At 71.1% G+C, this 18,632-nt stretch carries 16 protein-coding genes; 8 read left to right on the forward strand and 8 right to left on the reverse strand.

The features are described 5' to 3' along the window. Positions 1-23: 23 nt before the first annotated feature. From BM339_RS17980 to BM339_RS17995, 4 genes are all read left to right on the forward strand, one after another. A complete protein-coding gene (locus tag BM339_RS17980) occupies positions 24-968 on the forward strand; it encodes a sugar kinase (RefSeq protein ID WP_075021579.1) in 945 nt (314 codons plus the stop codon). 52 nt (positions 969-1,020) lie between these two features. After that, complete coding sequence (locus BM339_RS17985) at positions 1,021-1,896, forward strand: SMP-30/gluconolactonase/LRE family protein (RefSeq protein ID WP_075021580.1); 876 nt, start codon at positions 1,021-1,023, stop codon at positions 1,894-1,896. 50 nt (positions 1,897-1,946) lie between these two features. Next, the gene (locus BM339_RS17990) at positions 1,947-2,993 is read left to right on the forward strand and encodes an aldose epimerase family protein (RefSeq protein ID WP_075021581.1); all 1,047 of its coding nucleotides are present in this window, start codon (positions 1,947-1,949) and stop codon (positions 2,991-2,993) included. Positions 2,994-3,104: 111 nt separating this feature from the next. Beyond that, positions 3,105-4,100, forward strand: a complete 996-nt coding sequence (locus BM339_RS17995; protein ID WP_075021582.1) for a LacI family DNA-binding transcriptional regulator — start codon at positions 3,105-3,107, stop codon at positions 4,098-4,100. A 224-nt stretch (positions 4,101-4,324) separates the two neighbouring features. Here the strand turns inward: BM339_RS17995 and BM339_RS18000 are convergent, their stop codons facing one another. The 3 genes from BM339_RS18000 to BM339_RS18010 form a co-directional block, all read right to left on the reverse strand. Continuing rightward, positions 4,325-5,185 (reverse strand): alpha/beta fold hydrolase, encoded by an 861-nt coding sequence (locus BM339_RS18000; protein WP_218163676.1) that lies wholly within the window; start codon positions 5,183-5,185, stop codon positions 4,325-4,327. After that, entirely contained in the window at positions 5,157-5,651 is a 495-nt protein-coding gene (locus BM339_RS18005; RefSeq protein ID WP_075021583.1) for a hypothetical protein, read from the reverse strand. Before BM339_RS18005 ends, BM339_RS18000 begins: the two co-directional genes overlap by 29 nt. A 243-nt stretch (positions 5,652-5,894) precedes the next feature. After that, entirely contained in the window at positions 5,895-6,971 is a 1,077-nt protein-coding gene (locus BM339_RS18010; protein WP_075021584.1) for a bifunctional NAD(P)H-dependent oxidoreductase/GNAT family N-acetyltransferase, read from the reverse strand. Between the two features lie 30 nt (positions 6,972-7,001). Here BM339_RS18010 and BM339_RS18015 point away from each other — a divergent pair, with 30 nt between their 5' ends. After that, positions 7,002-7,481: a MarR family winged helix-turn-helix transcriptional regulator gene (locus BM339_RS18015; protein WP_024934839.1), complete on the forward strand. Its 480-nt coding sequence runs from the start codon at positions 7,002-7,004 to the stop codon at positions 7,479-7,481. Between the two features lie 170 nt (positions 7,482-7,651). On the opposite strand, the gene BM339_RS18020 is transcribed toward BM339_RS18015, so the two are convergent. Both BM339_RS18020 and BM339_RS18025 read right to left on the reverse strand, forming a co-directional pair. Beyond that, on the reverse strand, positions 7,652-8,257 hold the full coding sequence (locus BM339_RS18020) for a DUF305 domain-containing protein (RefSeq protein ID WP_075021585.1): 606 nt from the start codon (positions 8,255-8,257) through the stop codon (positions 7,652-7,654). Positions 8,258-8,330: 73 nt separating this feature from the next. Continuing rightward, on the reverse strand, positions 8,331-8,681 hold the full coding sequence (locus tag BM339_RS18025) for a DUF6153 family protein (protein WP_075021586.1): 351 nt from the start codon (positions 8,679-8,681) through the stop codon (positions 8,331-8,333). A gap of 272 nt (positions 8,682-8,953) precedes the next feature. On the opposite strand from BM339_RS18025, the gene BM339_RS18030 reads away from it, so the two are divergent. Further along, positions 8,954-10,405: an MFS transporter gene (locus tag BM339_RS18030; RefSeq protein ID WP_075021587.1), complete on the forward strand. Its 1,452-nt coding sequence runs from the start codon at positions 8,954-8,956 to the stop codon at positions 10,403-10,405. Positions 10,406-10,502: 97 nt separating this feature from the next. On the opposite strand, the gene BM339_RS18035 is transcribed toward BM339_RS18030, so the two are convergent. Further along, entirely contained in the window at positions 10,503-11,483 is a 981-nt protein-coding gene (locus tag BM339_RS18035) for an NADP-dependent oxidoreductase (protein ID WP_218163677.1), read from the reverse strand. A gap of 107 nt (positions 11,484-11,590) precedes the next feature. Between BM339_RS18035 and BM339_RS18040 the strand changes: the two genes are divergently transcribed. Continuing rightward, positions 11,591-12,571: a GlxA family transcriptional regulator gene (locus tag BM339_RS18040; RefSeq protein WP_075021588.1), complete on the forward strand. Its 981-nt coding sequence runs from the start codon at positions 11,591-11,593 to the stop codon at positions 12,569-12,571. A gap of 79 nt (positions 12,572-12,650) precedes the next feature. Continuing rightward, positions 12,651-14,225 carry an immunity 49 family protein gene (locus BM339_RS18045; RefSeq protein WP_083597717.1) on the forward strand — a complete coding sequence of 525 codons (1,575 nt, stop codon included), beginning with the start codon at positions 12,651-12,653 and terminating at the stop codon, positions 14,223-14,225. A 20-nt stretch (positions 14,226-14,245) separates the two neighbouring features. Here the strand turns inward: BM339_RS18045 and BM339_RS18050 are convergent, their stop codons facing one another. Beyond that, entirely contained in the window at positions 14,246-17,665 is a 3,420-nt protein-coding gene (locus BM339_RS18050) for a hypothetical protein (RefSeq protein WP_075021590.1), read from the reverse strand. Positions 17,666-17,862: 197 nt separating this feature from the next. Further along, positions 17,863-18,606 carry an SDR family oxidoreductase gene (locus BM339_RS18055; RefSeq protein WP_021592797.1) on the reverse strand — a complete coding sequence of 248 codons (744 nt, stop codon included), beginning with the start codon at positions 18,604-18,606 and terminating at the stop codon, positions 17,863-17,865. Positions 18,607-18,632: the final 26 nt, after the last annotated feature.

Consider the following 18,632-nt stretch of genomic DNA (forward strand, 5'->3'; position numbering starts at 1 on the left):
GCTCCGGCGAAAGAAAAGTTCCCATGGCAACCCTGCTCACCTTCGGTGAAACCCTCGGCGTGGCGTCCACCGCCGCCGGGACTCCGTTGAAGAACGCCGTCAACCTTCACCTGTCGACGGCGGGAGCGGAATCGACCGTCGCCATCGGGATGCGGCGGCTGGGCCATGCCGCTTCTTGGGTGGGCGTGCTGGGCTCGGACGAGATCGGCGCGCGGGTCCATCGCGACCTGACCGCGGAGGGAGTCGATACCCGGTTCGCCAGATTCGCGCCGGACGTGCCCACCGGTTTCATGTTGCGCGACCACCGGACCAGGGATTACGTGTCGGTGCTGTACTACCGCAAGCACGGTTCCGGCGCGCGACTGGACACAGATGACGTCGAAGCCGCTTTCGCGGCACTCGACAGGGTCGACCTCCTCCACGTCACCGGCATAACGCTCGCCCTGAGCCCGAGCTGCCGAACCGCCGTGTTCCGCGCCCTGCAACTGGCGCGAGAACGGGACACGGTCGTGTCCTTCGACGTCAACTACCGCCGGGCTCTGTCCGGACCGACGCCGGCCGATATGCGCGAGGTCCTGCCGCACATCGATGTGCTCTTCGTCGGCCACGACGAGCTCCATCTCGTCACAGACGAGACCGAGCCCGGGCGCGCGGCACGGGAACTCCTGCAACGCGGTCCCGCAGAGGTGGTCGTCAAGCAGGGGAAGAACGGCGCCTGCGCGGCGGCCGACGGCGAACTCTTCGAGATCGCGGGGATGGACGTCACGGTATTGGACGTGATCGGGGCGGGTGACAGCTTCGTGGCGGGTTATCTCGCGGCGCGGGGCCATGGCTTGCCGATCCCCGAAAGGCTCCGGTGGGGCACGATCTGCGCTGCCTGCACCGTCGGCACGCGGGGCGACTGGGAAGGTCTGCCGACCCTATCCGAATTGGAAAGTCGCATGGAAATTCACACTACGGTTCGTTGAACTCTCTGCGATAGAGGATCGCTATATCCACGATGACCGGGAAGGGCGGGAAATGAAGGAGTATGTGGCCGAAGTCGCCTCAGTCGACGCCTATCAGCTAGCGGAAGGGCCGGTCTGGGACGATACAGGTGAACGCGTGCTCTGGGTCGACATCGCCGGGGGCAACGTGTATATCGGGACGCTGGACGGCGATAGCGTCACCGTGACGGCATCCCATCACGTCGATGACACGGTCGGCGCGGTGGCACCCACCGATTCGGGAGATCTGCTCGTCGCCGGCCACCATGCCGTTCACCTGTTGACCGGCGAGGGGCACCTGACCGAGGTCAGCCGCCCCCTGCGTCCAAGCGAGCGGCGCCGGTTCAACGACGGGGCATGCGACCCGGGCGGCAGGTTCCTGGTCGGCACCCTGTCACTTGGCGAGCCCGCACGCAGGGAGTCGCTGTACCAGATCGATCCCGTCGCCGGAGTTTCAGTTCTCGACGACGATCTGGCCCTGTCGAACGGCATCGCGTGGTCACCGGACGGGGCCGTCCTTTACACGGTCGACACCACGCCGGGCACCATATGGGCCCGTTCCTATGACGCGACCTCCGGAAAATGCGGAGAACGCCACGTGGCCTTCAGTGTCCGGGACGGGTCGCCCGACGGAATCTGCGTCGACACCGACGGCAACCTCTGGGTGGCGATCTGGGGCCGCGGAGAGGTCAGGTGCTTCTCCCCTCGGGGGCAACTCCTGGCCACCGTGCTGGTGAAGGCACCGCACGTGTCGAGCGTCGCCTTCGTGGGCCCCGGTCGTGACCGGCTGCTGATCACGACCGCCAGGGACGAACTGTCGGCCGACGACCTCGCCGCACATCCCGCCTCCGGCCACCTGTTCCTTGCGGACGTCCCCGCCCGAGGGGCGACCACCTTCGCCTGGTCCTGACAACCGACCGAACGACCAACGACCTTGTGCCCGCTGCTGGAAGGAACGAAATGACCTGGAACAACACCGCACAGGTGAACGGCTTCGACATCGACGTCATCACATTGGAGAACGACTTCTGCAGGGTCGTGCTGACCAACTTGGGTGCCCGGCTGCTCGAACTTCACGTTCCAGATAGGAACGGCAGTCTCGCCGATGTCGTGCTGGGCCGCGCCACTCTTGATGAGACCGCGGCGGATCCCAACTACATGGGGTCGACAGCGGGGCGGTATGCCAACCGGATCCGTGCGGGCAGGTTCTCCCTCGACGAGAAGGTCTGCGAGGTCACCAGGAACGAAGGAAACAACCATCTACACGGCGGCAAGCGCGGATTCGACCGGCAGATCTGGAGCACGCAGCACATGGACGGAAACCACGTGCGTTTCTGGCGGGTGTCGCCCGACGGCGAGGAGGGGTTCCCCGGGACACTGACAACGCAGGTCACCTATCGACTGGAAGGCCGCAAACTCGAAATCGACATCGAGGCCATCACGGATCGGACCACCGTCGCGAACATCGTGAACCACGCTTACTTCAACCTCGCCGGCCATTCCTCCGGCTCCGTCCTCGACCACATCATGCAGCTGAACAGCACGTACTACGTCCCGGTCGATGAGGAGCTGCTTCCCACCGGCGAAGTGCGAGCCGTCGAGGGCACGCCGTTCGATTTCCGCGCACCCACGCCGATCGGGAAGAACATCGATAAGGTCTCCCATTCCGGGGCCGGACGTGCCATCACCGACGCAGGGGCGGGTTACGACCACAACTGGGTTCTGGACGGCCACGGCCTGCGCGAGGTCGCGTCCATCATCGACCCGAACAGCGGCCGGCGCCTTACCCTGTCGACGAACCAGCCGGGCGTCCAGATCTACACCGGCGGCTACCTCCAGGGCGTCAGTGCGAAGGCACCGGCAGGGCGATACAACGCCTTCGCCGGCTTCACCCTGGAGACGCAGACCTTTCCGGACTCGGTGAACCACTCGCACTTCCCGGACCCGGTGCTGCGCCCCGACGAAAGGTACCTGAACAGCATCCGCCTGGAGTTCTCGACGGCCTGATACCAGGCTGCCGACCGTCATGATGCTGTAACCTTAAAGTGACGCAGGCATCATGCAGAGGATCGCCAAGTGACGACTAAGCCGCCAGCGAAACGATCAGGGCTCAAGGCCGTGGCCGCCCTAGCGGGAGTCTCGGTTCAGACCGTGTCGAACGTCGTCAATGCACGCGTTGGCGAAATGAGCACGGAGACAAGGCTCCGCGTGGAGAAGGCCATGCGGGACCTGAACTACACGCCGAACTCCCAGGCGCGCGGTCTCCGCATCCAGAAGACGAACACGCTGGCGTTCTTGCTGCTGGATCCCGACGAACGCTATCTCGCCGACCCGATGACCGACCTCATCATCTCCGGGGTCGGCGCGGTGGCACGGGAACGCGGGTACATGGTGCTCGTCCACGCCGCCAAACCGGGGGATTTCGATTCGGGCCTGCTCCTGCCGATCCGCCAGAACCGGGTGGACGGCGCGTTGCTGCTGCTGTGCGGCGACGCGGCCGTGCGCCGCAGATACACCGAAGAGACCAAACAGCTCACCTCGAACCTGGTGGTCTTCGAGGACCTGGTTGACCCCTCGGTGAACACCGTGACCGCCCAGAACCGTGTCGGCGCGTACGACATGACGATGCATCTGATCGACAAGGGACACCGGCGCATCGCCTTCCTCGGCACGGCGACCCCCTGGCCCATGATCGAGCAAAGGTTCGCCGGCTACCAGGAGGCCCTGAAGAAGAGAGGGATCGCCTTCGACCCGGGCCTGACCCTGTTCGAAGGTGAATGGAACGCGGACACCGGAGCCCAGATGGCCGCCCGGATCCGCGCTCGCCCCCAGCCTCCGACGGCCATTATCGCCGGCAATGACCTGCTCGCCATCGGCGCCATCGCGAAACTGAAAGCGGCGGGCCTGCGCGTACCCGAGGACGTCAGCGTGATCGGGTTCAACGACTTCGAATTCGCCCAGCACACCGACCCGCCGCTCACGACCGTCCGGGTACCGGGCTTCGAAATGGGCCACCGGGCCGCCACCATCCTCATCGAACAAATCGACGGAAAGCAATCCGACGCCACGTCCGAACACCTCCCAGTAGAACAGGTAATCCGCGCCTCGGCGTAAATCGTGGCCGGTCACGTGTCGGTGAAGAAGGTTCGGAGATGGTGGTCGACCAGGGTCGGGCAGTCCAGCTGAGGTACGTGGCCGTGCCTCGATCGCGTCCTGGACGGCGTGGTCGAACGTGCGGAGCACGCCGTGGAGGTCGCACAGCACCGCGCCGAAAGGGAAGACGCCCGTACAACATGGCGCTCCAGCATCCGTCATCACGGTCGAAAGCACCGCTCACCCTAGCGAGTGGTCTGTGCCCGGAATCCCAGGACGGCTCGGGCGATCTGCTCGGGCTGCTCATCGACCATGTTGTGGCTGGCGGCCAGTTCGAGCACCCGCAGGTGCGGCCGGTCGGCGGTGAGGGCGAGCAGGTCGCGGCGGATGCCGGCGCGCAACGCCGGCATGAGCTCGCCGACCCGGCCCGGCAGGCCGGGCAAGTTGCCGGTGGCCAGGACGAACAGGGCGGGGCACCGGATGCCGGCCACCGCCGCGACGGCGTCCTGGAAGTGGGGGTCGTACCTGATCTGCCCGGCCAGCGCGGCGTCCGGCCGCATGAAGACGCCCTCGTCGGTCGTGCGCAACGCCCGCTGGGGATACATCGCGGCGTGGGCCTCGGGCAGCGGCCTCGCCATCGCCTCGGCCTGGGCGTCGAAGACGGCCTTCATCTCCCCCAGCAGCGCGCCGAGGTCGTCTTGGCCGATGCCCGCGTAGTGCCGTGGTGCGGTCTCCGCCGAGCGCAGGCCGTCGAGGTTGACGATGCCGGGGCCGTCCGGGTGGCGCAGCGCCCACCGCACCGCGAGCATGCCGCCGAGGGAGTGGCCGACCACGAGGGGGGCGTCCAGGTCGAGGCGGTCGATGACGGCCTGCACGTCGTCCAGGACCGCGTCCCACTCCCACGGTCCGTCGCCGGACAGCCCGTGGCCGCGCAGGTCCATGGCGACGACCCGGTGCGCGCCGGTCAGCAGCGGCGCGACCGCGTCCCAGTGCAGCAGGGTGCCGCCCAGGCCGTGCAGGAGCAGGACGGGGGTTCCGTGGCCGCCGTGGTCGCGGACGGCGAGGCGGACTGGACGGTCATCGATGGTCATGTCGTGCGGTGCCACGGGCACTCTCCAGACGGTTGAGCCGATCTCGGATGGAGGAGGTCGTGACGCCACCGTCGGAGTGCCTGTCGAGCTTGCCGCGTTTGATCAGGTCGGCGACGCCCTGCCGGGTGATGCCGAGCATCGCCCCCGCCGTGGAGTAGGACACGGCCGCCACGGCGGGGTGGCCGGCCGTGCGGGCCACGGCCCGTCCCAGCGCGGTGCGCCACCACGACGCGGGCGGGTCGAAGGGCCCGTCGCCGGGGAACAGCACCGCGATGATCCGCACGGCGGTCAGCGTGGCCCGCCGGCGGTCGGGGCCGAGCAGCTGGGCGGCCCAGACCTCGGCCTCCACGCGCAGCCGCGCCCTGATCGGGCCGAGGAGCTCGTCGGACGCCAGCAGGATCTCCAGCGGGTCGAGGATCCGCGTCTCCAGCACTCGGACCAGCTCGTTCACCAGCTCGACATGGTCGCTCGTGGTCGTCACTTGACAGACACTAGCAAGTACTTGCCCCCAAGCGTCAAGTACCGGCGTCCCTCACGGTCTTGGCCGTCGGCGGTGCAGAGGCCGGGAGAGTAGCCGCCCTTGATGATCGGGAACACGAAGTGGGAGATGCCGTTGAGCAGCCCGGTGCCCAGGGCGTACCACCACGGAAAGAAGCTCGCCGCGCGGATCTGGTAAAGCGAGCCCGCCCCGGCGAAGCCGGCCGCGTCCGTCGCAAGCTCCGGCTCAGGCCCCGGTGGGGAGTGGCTCCTTGGTGAGGCGGACGGTGCCGTCCTTGCCGGGGAGAGGGGCCGGGCGGTATCCCTCGCTCCGGTAGAGCGCGATGTTGTTCCGGCTGCCCGCCCCAGTGGACAGCACGAACCGACGGCAGGCCGGGTCGGCGGCGGCCTCCGCCGTCTGGAGCAGCCAGCGTCCGAGGCCGCGCCCCCGCAGGTCGGGGACGACGCCGAGCCGTCCCACATGCCACTCGGCGCCGACGCGGCGGGTCCGCACCATGCCGAGGAGCCGGCCGTCCCGCCACAGTCCGACCGCGTGCCAGTCCGCGAGCCAGTCGCGCACCTGCTCCACGGACTCGTGCAGCGCTGGGACGGTCAACGGGTCGTTGACGAGGGCCTCGTCCACCCAGCAGCACCGCTGCAGGACGGTCACGTCGGGGGCGTCGTCAGGCGTCAGCCGCCGCAGGTAGGACCCCTGCTCCGGCCCGGCCACCGATGCGGGCCGCGCCCGCTCGCGCATGGGCCGGAGCGCGTGCGCGACCCGGACCAGCTCCTCCAGGACGCCGATCGCGGCCTTGCCGGCAGCGGCGGCGGGCCGCACCTCCCCGTCGCGCACGGCGTCGGCGACGCGGAGCGCGACCGTGGACCCCAGCGGCACCAGCCGCAGCGTGGTCACCACCTGCTTGGCGTGCTGGACGGCCCTCGTTCCCGCCGAGGTGTTGCCGTAGCTGACGAAACCGACCGGCTTCCACGCCCACTCCCGGGACAGGTAGTCCAGCGCGTTCTTCAGGGTCGCCGGCATCCCGTAGTTGTACTCCGGCGTCACGACGATGAAGCCGTCCGCGGCGTCCACGAGCGCGCTCCACCGTCGGGTGTGCTCGTTCCGGTACACGCCCGACGACGGATGCTCCTCCTCGTCGAGGAACGGGAGGCCGAGGTCGGCGAGGGCCAGCGGCACCAGCTCGGCGCCGAGGTCGGCGGCACGGGGCGTGATCGTCTCGGTCAGCCACGCCCCCACCGCGGGGCCGAGGGCGCCGGGACGGGTGCTGCACACCAGCACGAGGACGCGCGCCTGTTTCATTGACATGTAAACGAAAGTAGCCGATAGGTTGTTTACATGTCAAAGAAACCGCCGGGCGGCCCCGTGCGCTGGCTGAGCCCGGACGAGGAACGGGCGTGGCGGGCCTTCCGCCGCATGATGATCGCCGTCCAGACCGGCACGGCACGCGACCTCTCCCGCGCCGGCCTCTCCGAGCCCGACTACGAGGTGCTGAGCACGCTGTCGGAACGTCCGGACCACGCGGGCACCCTGCACGAGCAGGCGGCGAAGATGGGCTGGTCGCGCAGCCGGCTCTCCCGGCACGCCACCCGCATGGAGGCGCGCGGCCTCATCCGGCGCGAACCCGACCCGGCCGACGGCAGGGGCTGCGTCCTCGTGCTCACCGAACACGGCCTGGACACTCTGACGGACGCCGCCCCCGCGCACCTGGAGTCGGTGCGCCACCACTTCATCGACCGCCTCGCGCCGGAAGACCTCACCGCCCTGGAACACATCGCCGGGAAGGTTGAATCCCCGGACGAGACGCACCAGTCCTAAAGGGCCGCTCCACAGCGGCGCTACCCGGGCGGGTGGTGCCGACGGTGCGGCGGAACGCGCCGAGGAAGGCGCTGGCCCACCGCAGCAAGAGCCCTCACCGCTGAGGGGCTGCCCGAGGTCGGCACGCTTCGGCGGCGGGCAGGGGGTTCGGCCCTGCCCGCCGCCGGTGGCTACACCTTCTTGAGCAGGGTCTTCATCTTCTCGATCTCAGCGGTCTGGGACGAGATGATGTCGGCGGCCATCTGCTTGGCCTCGGGAGACCGGCCCGAGCTCTGCTCGGTCCTGGCCATCGCCACGGCGCCCTGGTGATGTTCGATCATCATGTCCAGGAAGGCCGTGTCGAAGGGCTTCCCCTTGGCGGCCTTCAGGTCCTTCATGTCCTTCTCGGTCATCATGCCGTGCATGCCGCCGTGGTTCATGCCGCCCATCTCGGGAGAGGCGCCCCAGGCGGTCAGCCATCCGGTCATCTTCTTGATCTCCGGTCCCTGGGCGTTCTTGATCTCCGCGGCCAGCTTCTCGACCTCGGGCGACGAGGCGCGGGCGGTGGCGAGATCGGCCATCTCGATCGCCTGCCGGTGATGCGGGATCATCATCCGGGCGAACGTGACGTCCTGGTCGTTGTGCCGCCCCGCCTGGGAACCGCTGGGCGAGGCGGACATCGAGTGACCTGACATCGAGTGGTCCGGCGACGAGCCGCCGGAGTCCTTGTCGTCGCCGCACGCCGCCAAGGCGATCGCCAGGGCAGGGACGACGGCAAGCGCGAATGCACGCTTCATGAGGGAATGGACCCTTTCGTGGTGAGTTCTGTGTTCAGGACCGCCGGCGCATGCGAGATGCGCCGAGGGCCCGTCACAGCCTCAGCACGCTCAACCGGTGCAGGGACGGCCTGGGCGGCGGCCGTCCGACCAGGAGAATCAGCGCCCTGACCAAGCTCTGCGCGGCCACGGCCGTCGATCCGCGCCGGTACAGAACGAGGAGGGCGCCGAGCAGGACGAGCATCGTCAGCATCGCCAGGCAGACCTGGCCGCCCGGATGGTCACCGTGGTGGTCGTCCGGCTGATCCTTGGCGGGGGACGGATGCTCGATGCCGGTCGCCATCGCGTGGCCGGCGCTCACCGAGAGAGGGACACCGGGCATCTCGACCGGGCTGGGCGACGCCTGGAAGCCGTGCATCGCCAGGACGCCGAGCAGGACCAGCAAGCCGAGCGGCAGCCTCGGGAGGGGCTGACGCCGGCACCGCCGCGGTGTCCTCCTCAGCCGTCCCACCTGCCGTTCCGCGCTTCCACCGAGAGGCTGGCCACCGGCGAGCCCTTGATCGGGGTGTTCGTCGTGTAACACAGGGTAGCGGGGCGCCTCGCGCCGGCACGTCCCGTTCGGCCTCCCGTGGAGAGCGAGGTTGACGTTTCTCATATACCCCCCTAGGGTAATCCGCGCTGTGATGTATACCCCCTAGGGGTAAATAAGGAGGGGTCATGTCCGCACGTTCCGCACCGCCGGCCGCCCGCCGGTGGTGGGCGCTCGCGCTCATCGCGGCCGCCCAGTTCATGGTGATCATGGACACTTCGATCATCGGGGTGGCACTGCCGCGCATCCAGGAGGACCTGGGCTTCTCGCAGGAGAACCTGTCCTGGGTGTTCAACGCCTACGTCGTCGCCTTCGGCGGCCTGCTCCTGCTCGGCGGGCGGCTGTCGGACCTGCTCGGCGCCCGGCGGCTGTTCTCCGCCGGTTGGGCCGTCCTGCTCGCCGGATCCGCGGTGGCCGGCGCCGCCGGCACCGTCCCCGTCGAGCTGACCGGCCGCGCCCTGCAGGGCGTCGGCGCCGCCCTCATCGCGCCCGCCGCGCTGACCCTGCTGATGATGCTGTTCGGCTCCGAGCCGCGCGAGCTGACCAAGGCGCTGGCGCTGTACGGCGCCGCCGCCCCCGCGGGCGGCACCGCGGGAGTGTTCCTCGGCGGCGTCATCACCGAATACGTGTCCTGGCCGTGGGTCTTCTACATCAACATCCCCATCGCCGTCCTGGCGCTGGCCGCCGCGCCGGCGCTGATGCCCGGCGGCCGGGGCGGGGCCCGCGGCTCGGTGGACGTGATCGGCGCGCTGACCGTCACCGCGGGGCTCGGCGCGATCGTGTTCGCCGTCGTCCGCGCACCCGAGGTCGGCTGGGATGCGGGCGCGACCTGGGCGGTCCTGGCGGGTGGGCTCGTCCTGCTCGGGGTGTTCCTGGCCGTGCAGGCGTCCCGCCGCGTCCCGCTGATGCCGCTCTCGATCTTCCGCGCGCCGAACCTCGGCGCCGCCAACCTCGCGCAGCTCCTGCTCGGCGGCGCGTGGATTCCGATGTGGTTCTTCCTAAACCTCTACCTGCAGCAGGTCCTCGGCTACAGCGCGTTCCCCTCGGGCGCCGCGCTGGTCCCGATGACCGCGCTGATCATGCTCGGGATGATCGTCCTCGCGCCGCGGACCCTCGGACGCCTCGGCCCGAAGCGCTCCATCGTCGCCGGGCTGCTGGTGCTGGCCGCCGGGATGGGCTGGCTGTCACTGATCCGCCCGGACGGCGACTACTGGGTGGACGTCCTGCCCGCCTCGCTGGTGGCGGCGCTCGGCATGTCCCTGGCCTTCATCCCCTCCCTGGGCACCGCGCTGTCGGCCGCCCGTCCGGAGGAGGGCGGCCTGGCCTCCGGGATCGTCAACACCAGCTACCAGGTCGGCTCGGCACTGGGGCTGGCCGCGATGACCGCCATCGCCGCGTCCTCCGGCGCCGGGCGGCTCGGCGACCTGCCCGCGCTCACCGACGGGTTCTCCGCCGCCTTCGTCGGCGCGGCGCTGATCGCACTCGCCGGCGCGGTCCTGGCCGCCGTCACCCTGCGCACCCCGCGCCCGGCCTCCGCTGCCGTCCCGGAAGCGGAACACGAGAAGGCTCCAAGCCACTGACCGGCACCTCCGGGCGCCGCGACCGGCGGCCCCCGGGACTCCGGAGCGGAGAATGCCCACGCCCTGAGCGGGCCAGCCGGGTGCTTGCGGGGGTTGGTCAGTCGGTCACGGTGAGAACGAGCTTCCCGCGGCTGCGGCCGGTCTCGCCGCGGGCGTGGGCCGCGCCGGCCTGCTCTAGCGGGAAGGTTTCCTCCACCTCGACCGCGACATCGCCGGCGTCGATCAGCCCGGCGATCGTGGTCAGCGCGGCCCCGTCCGGCTCCACAAGGAACGGAGTGACCCGGACGCCGGCCGTCTCGGCGGCCTGCGCCAGCTCCGGGGAGACACCGCCCGGGACGGCCACCAGCAGACCACCGGGGCGCAGGACCTTGAGCGAGCGGGTGCCTGTCCGGTCATGCGCGTCGCCCACCAGGTCGATGACGATGTCGACATCGGCGGCGGCGTCCTCGAAGCGGGTGGTGGTGTAGTCGATGGTCTCGTCGGCGCCGAGCTCCTTGAGCCAGGGGTGGCGGGCGGCGCCGGCGGTGCCGATCACATGGGCGCCCAGGTGGCGGGCGAACTGGACCGCGAAGTGGCCCACCCCGCCGGCCGCCGCCGTGACCAGGACGCGCTGCCCGGCCCGCACCTGGACGGTGTCGACCACGATCTGCCAGGCGGTCAGCGCCGCCAGCGGCACTGCGGCGGCGTGCGCATGGTCGAGGGTGGCCGGCTTGCGGGCCCACTGGCGGGCCGGTGCGGTCACGTACCCGGCGTAGCCTCCGGCGGCACGCGGGAACCAGGGCATGCCGTACACCTCGTCGCCGGGCGCGAGCGCGGTGACGCCGAAGCCGACCTCCTCGACGACGCCGGAGACGTCCCAGCCCAGGATCAGCGGGAACGTCTGCAGCCCCGCCATGCCCTGGCCCTCGCGGGTCTTCCAGTCCACCGGGTTGACGCCGGCGGCGTGCACCCGCACCAGGACTTCGGTCGGCAGCGGCTCGGGGCGCGCGGCCTCCTCGACGGTCAGGACCTCCGGTCCGCCGAACTCCCTGATGGTGACCGCCCGCATGGAGTGCTCGCTCATGTCGTCCTCGCTCATGTCCGTCTCGCTCTGCTCCGGGACTAGGCCCCGGCACGAGAAAGCGTGGCGTTTGGTCATGGGCGCGGGTGAGTGGCCGGAAGGCCATCTGTCGTACCATTCCGGCCATGCCGCATCGCGTCGCCGTCCTCGCTCTCGACGGAGTCCTGCCGCTGGACCTGGGCATCCCGGCCCGGGTGTTCAACGAGGCCTGCGAACCGGACGGGACCCGCCTGTACTCCGTCAGCACCTGCTCCCTCGGCGGCCGGCCGGTGCGCACGCACGAGGACTACCGGATCGTCGTCGACCACGACGAGTCGCTGCTGGAGACCGCGGACACCGTCGTGATCGCCACGCAGGAGCCCGGCGAGGAACTGCTCGCGTCCGGCGCGCTCCCCGCGGAACTCGCCGCCGCGCTGGCCCGGATAGGGCCGCGGACCCGCATCGTCAGCCTGTGCACCTCGGCCTTCCTGCTCGCGGCGGCGGGTCTGCTGGACGGTCGGCGGGCCACCACGCACTGGATGCTGTGCGACGCGCTGGCGCGGCTGTTCCCCGACGTCGAGGTCGATCCGGACGTGCTGTTCGTCGACAACGGACGCATCCTGACGTCCGCCGGCGGAGCGGCCGGCATCGACCTGTGCCTGTACCTGGTCCGGCTGGACCACGGGGCGGCGGTGGCCTCGGCCGCCGCGCGGCGCTGCGTGGTGGCGCCGTGGCGCGAGGGCGGGCAGGCGCAGTTCATCGAGCACCCCGTTCCGGAGGACGCCGACCGCTCCACCTCGGCGACCCGGCAGTGGGCGCTGGACCGGCTGGCCGACCCGATCACCCTGGAGGACATGGCCCGGCACGCGCACATGAGCGTGCGCACCTTCACCCGGCGGTTCCGCGGCGAGGTGGGCAGCAGCCCGTTGAAGTGGCTGGCGCAGCGGCGGCTGGCACACGCGCGCCTGCTGCTGGAGTCCACCGACCTGACCGTCGCGCGGATCGCCACCGCCTGCGGCTTCGGCGACCCCGTCGCCCTGCGCAAGCACTTCCACGCGCACGTGGGCCTGTCGCCCCTGGCCTACCGCCGCGCCCACAACGCGCCGCAGCCGGTGACGACGCGGTGACCACCCGGCCGTGGAGCGCCGGAGACGGGTTCCGGCGTTGGCCTTCGGGTGTCGGTCGCGATCGCTACGCTCACGCTCCATGCGCATTGATCGTCATGACATTTCCGAAGAGTCTGTTGCGTCCGCTCTGGCGGACGTCCCCGAGCAGTTAGACCGGGACACCAAGCTCGCCGAGAACGGCGGCCCGTACGGCATCAAGATGCTCGCCGACATGCTGCTGGACTACGCGGCGGCGCGCACCGTCGAGATCGACCCGCTCGTCGAGACCCGCGAGACCTGGCTCGCGCTGACCTCCGCCGCGGAGCTGTACAGGGACTATGTGCTCGCCCAGACCGTCCCGGCCGGCGGGGAGGTCCGCGCCTTCGTCGAATACCTGGGCGTCGGGTTCGGCTTCCGGCAGGAGGATGACGAGAGCCTCAGCACGCGCGACTGGATCTGGGCTTACCAGGTCGCGCTCGCCGTCGGGGAGGAGCGCGCCATGCTCGACCTGAGCCGATTCATGCGGTCCCTGCCCGAGGATGACGACCTTCTAGGCCTTCGCGCCTTCTTCGGGAAACAGCCCGCCGAGACCTACCCGGACTCCCCCGAGGGCCGGATGCTGCGCGCGATCGCCCAAGGCGACGCCGCCGCGTTCAACGCCGCCCTGGGCGCGGCCCTGGAGCAGCACCGCGAGCGGGCCGGGAGGCACCCGCGCGATCTGATCGCCTGGGGGCCGCTGGCCATGACCGCGCTCGCGCGCGAGGCCGAGCTGCCGATCGAGGTCGAGTCGGGCTATCTTCCCGAGCGGCTGCTCACGCAGGCGGGGCCCAGGAAACCGAGCGCGGACGGCCCGGTCGCCCGCCCCGAGTTCGACGCCGACCGCGCCGCCGAATGGCTGGAGGACGACAGCGAGGTCTCCGAGCAGGATGTGGAGCACGCGTTCAGCCCGAAAGTGCTCGTCCGGTTCCGGTTCTCGGCGATGGCCGGTCCCGCGAAGCACAAGATGCTGGCGCTGTCGTTCCGCTCCGTCCTGGACCCGCGAGCCGAGACCTCCGCGTACATCGACGGGCTGCTGATGGCGAGCGAGTCGTTCGCGTCGGCGTTCCGGCTGGCCTCGGTCCCGCGCGGCACGGCGATCGCCGTCACGCTGCGGGGACGCACCGAGGAACTGCCCGCGTCCGGGCCGAACGGCGACGTCTCCGACTGGAACTACGCGAGGGCCGCCGCGCTCGCCTGGACGTCCCGCAGGGAGGCGGATCTGGCGATCCTGGCCGCGTTCGACGCCGACGACCTCGACGTCTCGCTTCCGGACACCAACTCTTACGCGCGCGCGTGCCACGCCGTCCTACGCGGAGAGGACCCGTGTCCGCATCTGCGGAACGCCCTCGCCAAGACGTCCGGTGACGGGCACTGGGAATGCCTGCGCAATCCCCGTGCCCGGCTGCTGGAGCGCATCGCCGAGGACGACGCGGACGGCTTCAACGCCGTCCTCGCCGACGCGCTCGGCCTCTACCGCGACTACTACAGCGCGGGCGAGAACATCGACGACCCGGACGGGCAGCTCTCCTTCGACGCGCTCGGACTGGCCTGCCTCGCCCACGACCGGGGCATCCCGGTGCGGGTCGAGTCCGACTACCTGCCCCGCGCGGTGATCGACGGGCTCAGCCCACGCTGAAGACCGGCCCGCCCGCTTGGTCAAGGGGTGGGGGTGTCGTCGTGGTGGGAGCCGGTGGTGCGCCACCACTCGGCGGCGCGGTCGTAGGCGGGGCCGGTCGTCCACAGGTCGGCGGGGTCCTCGGGCATCAGGACCTCGCGGAGTTCGCGGTCGAGCCGGTAGGACCGCTGGGTCTTGTGGCCGCGCTCACCGGTGCCGGGATCGGCGTAGAGGTCGAGGATCTCCGCCGGATAGCGCTCCAGTTCGGCCTCGTCGCCCGCCATGAACGGGTAGCCGAAGGCCGCTGAGGCGACCTCGGGAAGAGGGAGTCCGGTGCGTGCGGCCAGGTCGCGGACGCCGGCGACGTCGTAGGGCGCCGGCCCGCGCTCGGCGAGCAGCCGGACGAACTCCGTGATCCGGGCGCCGCCCCAACCCTGCGGGACGGCGGGATTCAGCTCGGTGTGACCGGGCAGGTCGAGGGGCTCGAAGCGGCCGTCCGGCGAGTGTTCGACGGCCCAGGCTCCCCGGTGGCGACCGATCTGGGCGGGCTGCAGGAAAAGGGAACCGGACGGCGTCCGCCACAGCTCGCCGTCCCGATCGCGGTTCCCGCCGGTGAACGCGAGTTGGTGCAGCCGCCATCGCCCGCTGCCATCACCCCAGGGGATGTCGCCCCAGGTCCGCAGAGTGATCAGCGACCGGTCGCGGTCTCGGGCGGGCGTCCAGGGCCAGGCGGCCGTCAGCGCCTCGGCTCCGAGCTTGCCGAAGGTGAACAGGACGGGGTCGAAGCCGGGCGGCAGCGCCATCGCGCGAAGGAGGTGCGGCGTGCCCGGGTCGGCGGCGTCCGCCAGCGCCCTGGCCACGATGCGCGCCGCGATGACCGTGGCGTCGTCGCGTGCGCCGGACGGTCCGGATTCCCTGCGGATCAGGGAGGGCGCCCGCTCGGGACGGTCGATGCCGAGCCGGTCGCGGAGCCGCATCGCGCCGGGGAGCACCTCGGCCGCGCGTCGCACGAGGTCGTCGATCGCGCTCCTGAGCCGCGGCTCGGTGACGGTGGGGAGCAGGCGGTCGAGTGCGGCGGCGCGTTCGGCCGGGCCGTGCAGCGCCGCGTCCACCAGCTGCTCGGCGACCTCGCGTGTCAGCCCGCGCAGGGCCTGCGACCCGGCGACGTCGGCCGGGACGAGTCGGGGCCACCAGCCGGGCGGCGGCACCAGCGGTTCCTCGATGCTCTGGGAATCGCGGTAGCGGACCCGGGCGGTCAGCGACCCGTCCGGGGCGATGATATGGATCATCGCCCCGTGAAGCCGGACGGAGGCGGGCTCGGCGGCGCCGGGGAAGGTCACCTCGACGCTGGACGGGGCGTCCGGCCAGCGGTCGCGGGCCTCCGGGTCGTAGGCGAGCTCCTCCGCGTTCACCACGCGCAGGGTCCGGCGCGTTCCAGTGGACACGTCGCTGCTGGAGACGTAGAAGGACTCGCCGTCGTACCAGGGGCGTCCGGCGGCCGAGGCCACCTTGCCGCGGTGGACGACGCCGTCCGGGCCGTGCACTTCGACGCTGCTCCCGATCGCCACGGTGAGCAGGTCGAGGTGCTGGGTCGCGACCACCCGCGCCTTGCCGGGCCGCGGGGCGACGGGCGGGGCCAGCTCTTCGGGAAGGCCGGTGCGAAGCGCCCGGTACACGACGTCGACGGGGTCGCTGATGTCGAGGCCGGCGAACGCGTCCGGATCGATGCCGGTGTGCCCGGCGTCGGCGAGCGGCACCAGGTGGGGCAGCGCGATCTCCAGGCCGAGGAGGTCACCGGCCGAGACCTGCGCGGTCCATTCCCGGACGCGCCCCGCGAGTGCCTCCCCGAGCTCGCGCACCCCGCAGAAGCGGCCCAGGTAGGTCGCGTTGGAGGCGTAGTAGGTCACGGTGCGGACGAACCAGTCGAGTTCGTCGCGGAACCCGGCGGGGTCGTCCCGCAGGCGCCTGGCCGGCTCGTCGAGATCGTCTCTCCGGACCCAGGCCGGCCCGCCCTCGGGACGATTCTTGTCGAGGTTGCGAAACGCCAGCGGCTCCGCGCTCCTGACCGGTCCCCCGCCCGCGGACGGGGCGAAGAGGCGGTCGGTGGCCTGGTCGACGAGAGAGGCGAGCGGTTCCGCAGGCGCCGGGCCCAGGGAGACGAACCATTCCGGAGACAGGTGGGCGCCCGCCCTGCTCCAGGCCAGCAGGCGCAGCCATTCGAGGCGGACCTGCTCCAGGGCGTCCCCCCGGCCCGGGTCGGCGGCGATCAGAAGGTCGCGCAGGTCGGCGGAGTCGTAGCACACCCGCCGCATCGCGCTTCGCACGGCCTCCCAGACGGGCCGCGCCGAACGCCGCAGCAGGTCGTGCCGGAGCAGCCGTTCGGCGACCCAGTCCTCCTCGGCCGTGCCCTCCGTCCCGGCCGCGTCCGCCACCGCGACCAGGTCGGTGATCAAGCCGGGATCGGGGACGGCGCCGAGGGCGAAGACCGCGTCCGCGACCTCACGCGCCTCGGCATGCGCGGCGGCGTCGGGACGAGCGGACAACCGGGCCAGATACTCGCGTACCAGGTCCGGTGCGAACGCCCCGGCCGGCAGCAGTTCCAGCACCGTGCGGTGCGACCGGGCCGTGTCGGGGGCAAGTCCGAACAGGTCGGCGAAGGAGTCCTCGGCCTCCCAGGCCTTGCGCAAGAACGCCGAGCCCAGGGCCCCGTGCCCGGCCACGTGGAACGTCCGGCAGGCGTGCTCGAAGAACGCCGGAACGAGCCACGCGGGCAGGTCGACGGCGGACCCGACGACCCGCCGCCGCGCCTCCGGCGGATCGTCGGCGGCGCTCGCCAGCGCCTCGCCGAGGTCCGGAAATTCTGGGGGCGGGGCATCCGCGGGAAGGAAGCGGCGCACCTCCCTTGTCTCGTACGGCAGGACGCGCACGCGCCGGCTGTCCGGGGTCAGCCCGGCTTCCTCGGCGCACGCCAGCGCCGCGGCGAGGTCGTACCGCCGCGCGCCGAACCGTTCGAACACCCTGGACAGGACAGCCTCGTCCACCGAGCATTCCTCGGCGGCGGCGATCAGGTCGTCGAGGGCGTCCAGGGCCTCGTCGTCCCAGTCGCCATCGCTGAACAGGTCGTGGACGGAGTCGTCACTGCTGAACTTCTTGGCGATGGCGCTCCCGTCGTCCCCGGCCGTCTCCGGATAGGGGCTGCGGTCCCAGCCGCCGCCGTCCCACCAGAAGACGAATCCGAGCGCCCCGTCGTCGACCTCCCGGAACCAGGCGTGCGGGAACCAGTCCGGCGCGTCCGCCAGGAAGTCGATCGGAGGGTCGTGCCAGGCCGTCCGGCTGAACTCGTGGTCGGCGCCGACGAGGACGGCGCGCTCGTCATCGACCCAGGTCAGCGTCCACCGGTTGCCACCGCCGTCGTCGAAGTCCAGGCCCGAGGCGCCGACCCGGCAGGAGGCGATCCCCATCCCTCCCCTGACCAGGGCCGCCACCACGCCGCCATAGGTCCAGATGTCCTCGGGTGACGGTAACTCCGATACCGGTTCAGAGGGCGACATGGCAGGTGCGATTCCTTCCGGTGGGCGGAGAGGCCGTGATCCGTTCTAGGACGCCACAATGCCCCGCCGGGGGTGCCGCGGGATGCCCAATCGTGATCTCGGACGGTCTATCGCTGCTCGGCGAGCCACTGGTCGAAGGTGGTGGGCATGATGCGGGCGTCCGGGCCGGGCAGGAGCACGTCGCCGGCGGCCTCCGCACTGAAAATGGCCGACCACGTGGGAACCAGCTTCACCGTGCGGCCGAGCGCCTGGTTGGTGCGCCGGGCCATGTCGACCAGGTCCTGCGGTTCGGGCCCGGCGACGTCGCCGTAGCGCCCCCGCGGCCGTCCCGTCGCGATCTCGGCGAGCACGCCGGCCACGTCCGCGGGCGCGACCGGCTGGACCAGCAGCGGCGCGATCGTGGCGGCGCCGTCCTGCTCGGTCCAGCTCGCCACCATCGCGGCGAAGTCGTGGAACTGCGTGGCCGGGACGATCGTCCAGGGCACCGGACCGGCGGCCACCAGGCGCTCCTGCTCGCGCTTGCCGGCGTAGTGCGCGTTGCCTTCGATGCGGTCGACCCCCGCGATCGACAGCAGCACATGGTGCGCGACACCGGCCCGGTCCTCGGCGGCGAGCAGGTTCCGTGTGACGGCACCGAAGTAGGCCACCGTCTCGGCCGGGTCGGCCGCGGTGCTGTTGGTGGCGTCGATGACCGCGTCCACGCCGGCCAGCGCGTCGTCGAGGCCGTCGCCGGTGGTCAGGTCCACGCCCAGCGAGCGGCTGATGCGCACTGCCTCGTGGCCGTCCCGCTCGAGAGCGGCGACGGTGAGCGTTCCGATGTTCCCGGTCGCGCCGGCGACGGCGATCCGCATGGTGGTCTCCCTTGTTCTGGCGAGCG

It is taken from the genome of Actinomadura madurae (assembly GCF_900115095.1).
Lineage (GTDB): Bacteria > Actinomycetota > Actinomycetes > Streptosporangiales > Streptosporangiaceae > Spirillospora > Spirillospora madurae.

Bases quoted from the DNA above. Each gene is read 5' to 3' on its own strand.
- BM339_RS18045 (WP_083597717.1), top strand. From the start codon at position 12,651: ATGCGCATTGATCGTCATGACATTTCCGAAGAGTCTGTTGCGTCCGCT.
- BM339_RS18035 (WP_218163677.1), bottom strand. From the start codon at position 11,483: ATGAGCGAGGACGACATGAGCGAGCACTCCATGCGGGCGGTCACCATC.
- BM339_RS17980 (WP_075021579.1), top strand. From the start codon at position 24: ATGGCAACCCTGCTCACCTTCGGTGAAACCCTCGGCGTGGCGTCCACC.
- BM339_RS17990 (WP_075021581.1), top strand. From the start codon at position 1,947: ATGACCTGGAACAACACCGCACAGGTGAACGGCTTCGACATCGACGTC.
- BM339_RS18030 (WP_075021587.1), top strand. From the start codon at position 8,954: ATGTCCGCACGTTCCGCACCGCCGGCCGCCCGCCGGTGGTGGGCGCTC.
- BM339_RS18020 (WP_075021585.1), bottom strand. From the start codon at position 8,257: ATGAAGCGTGCATTCGCGCTTGCCGTCGTCCCTGCCCTGGCGATCGCC.
- BM339_RS18040 (WP_075021588.1), top strand. From the start codon at position 11,591: ATGCCGCATCGCGTCGCCGTCCTCGCTCTCGACGGAGTCCTGCCGCTG.
- BM339_RS18050 (WP_075021590.1), bottom strand. From the start codon at position 17,665: ATGGGGATCGCCTCCTGCCGGGTCGGCGCCTCGGGCCTGGACTTCGAC.
- BM339_RS18055 (WP_021592797.1), bottom strand. From the start codon at position 18,606: ATGCGGATCGCCGTCGCCGGCGCGACCGGGAACATCGGAACGCTCACC.
- BM339_RS17985 (WP_075021580.1), top strand. From the start codon at position 1,021: ATGAAGGAGTATGTGGCCGAAGTCGCCTCAGTCGACGCCTATCAGCTA.
- BM339_RS18010 (WP_075021584.1), bottom strand. From the start codon at position 6,971: ATGTCAATGAAACAGGCGCGCGTCCTCGTGCTGGTGTGCAGCACCCGT.
- BM339_RS18015 (WP_024934839.1), top strand. From the start codon at position 7,002: ATGTCAAAGAAACCGCCGGGCGGCCCCGTGCGCTGGCTGAGCCCGGAC.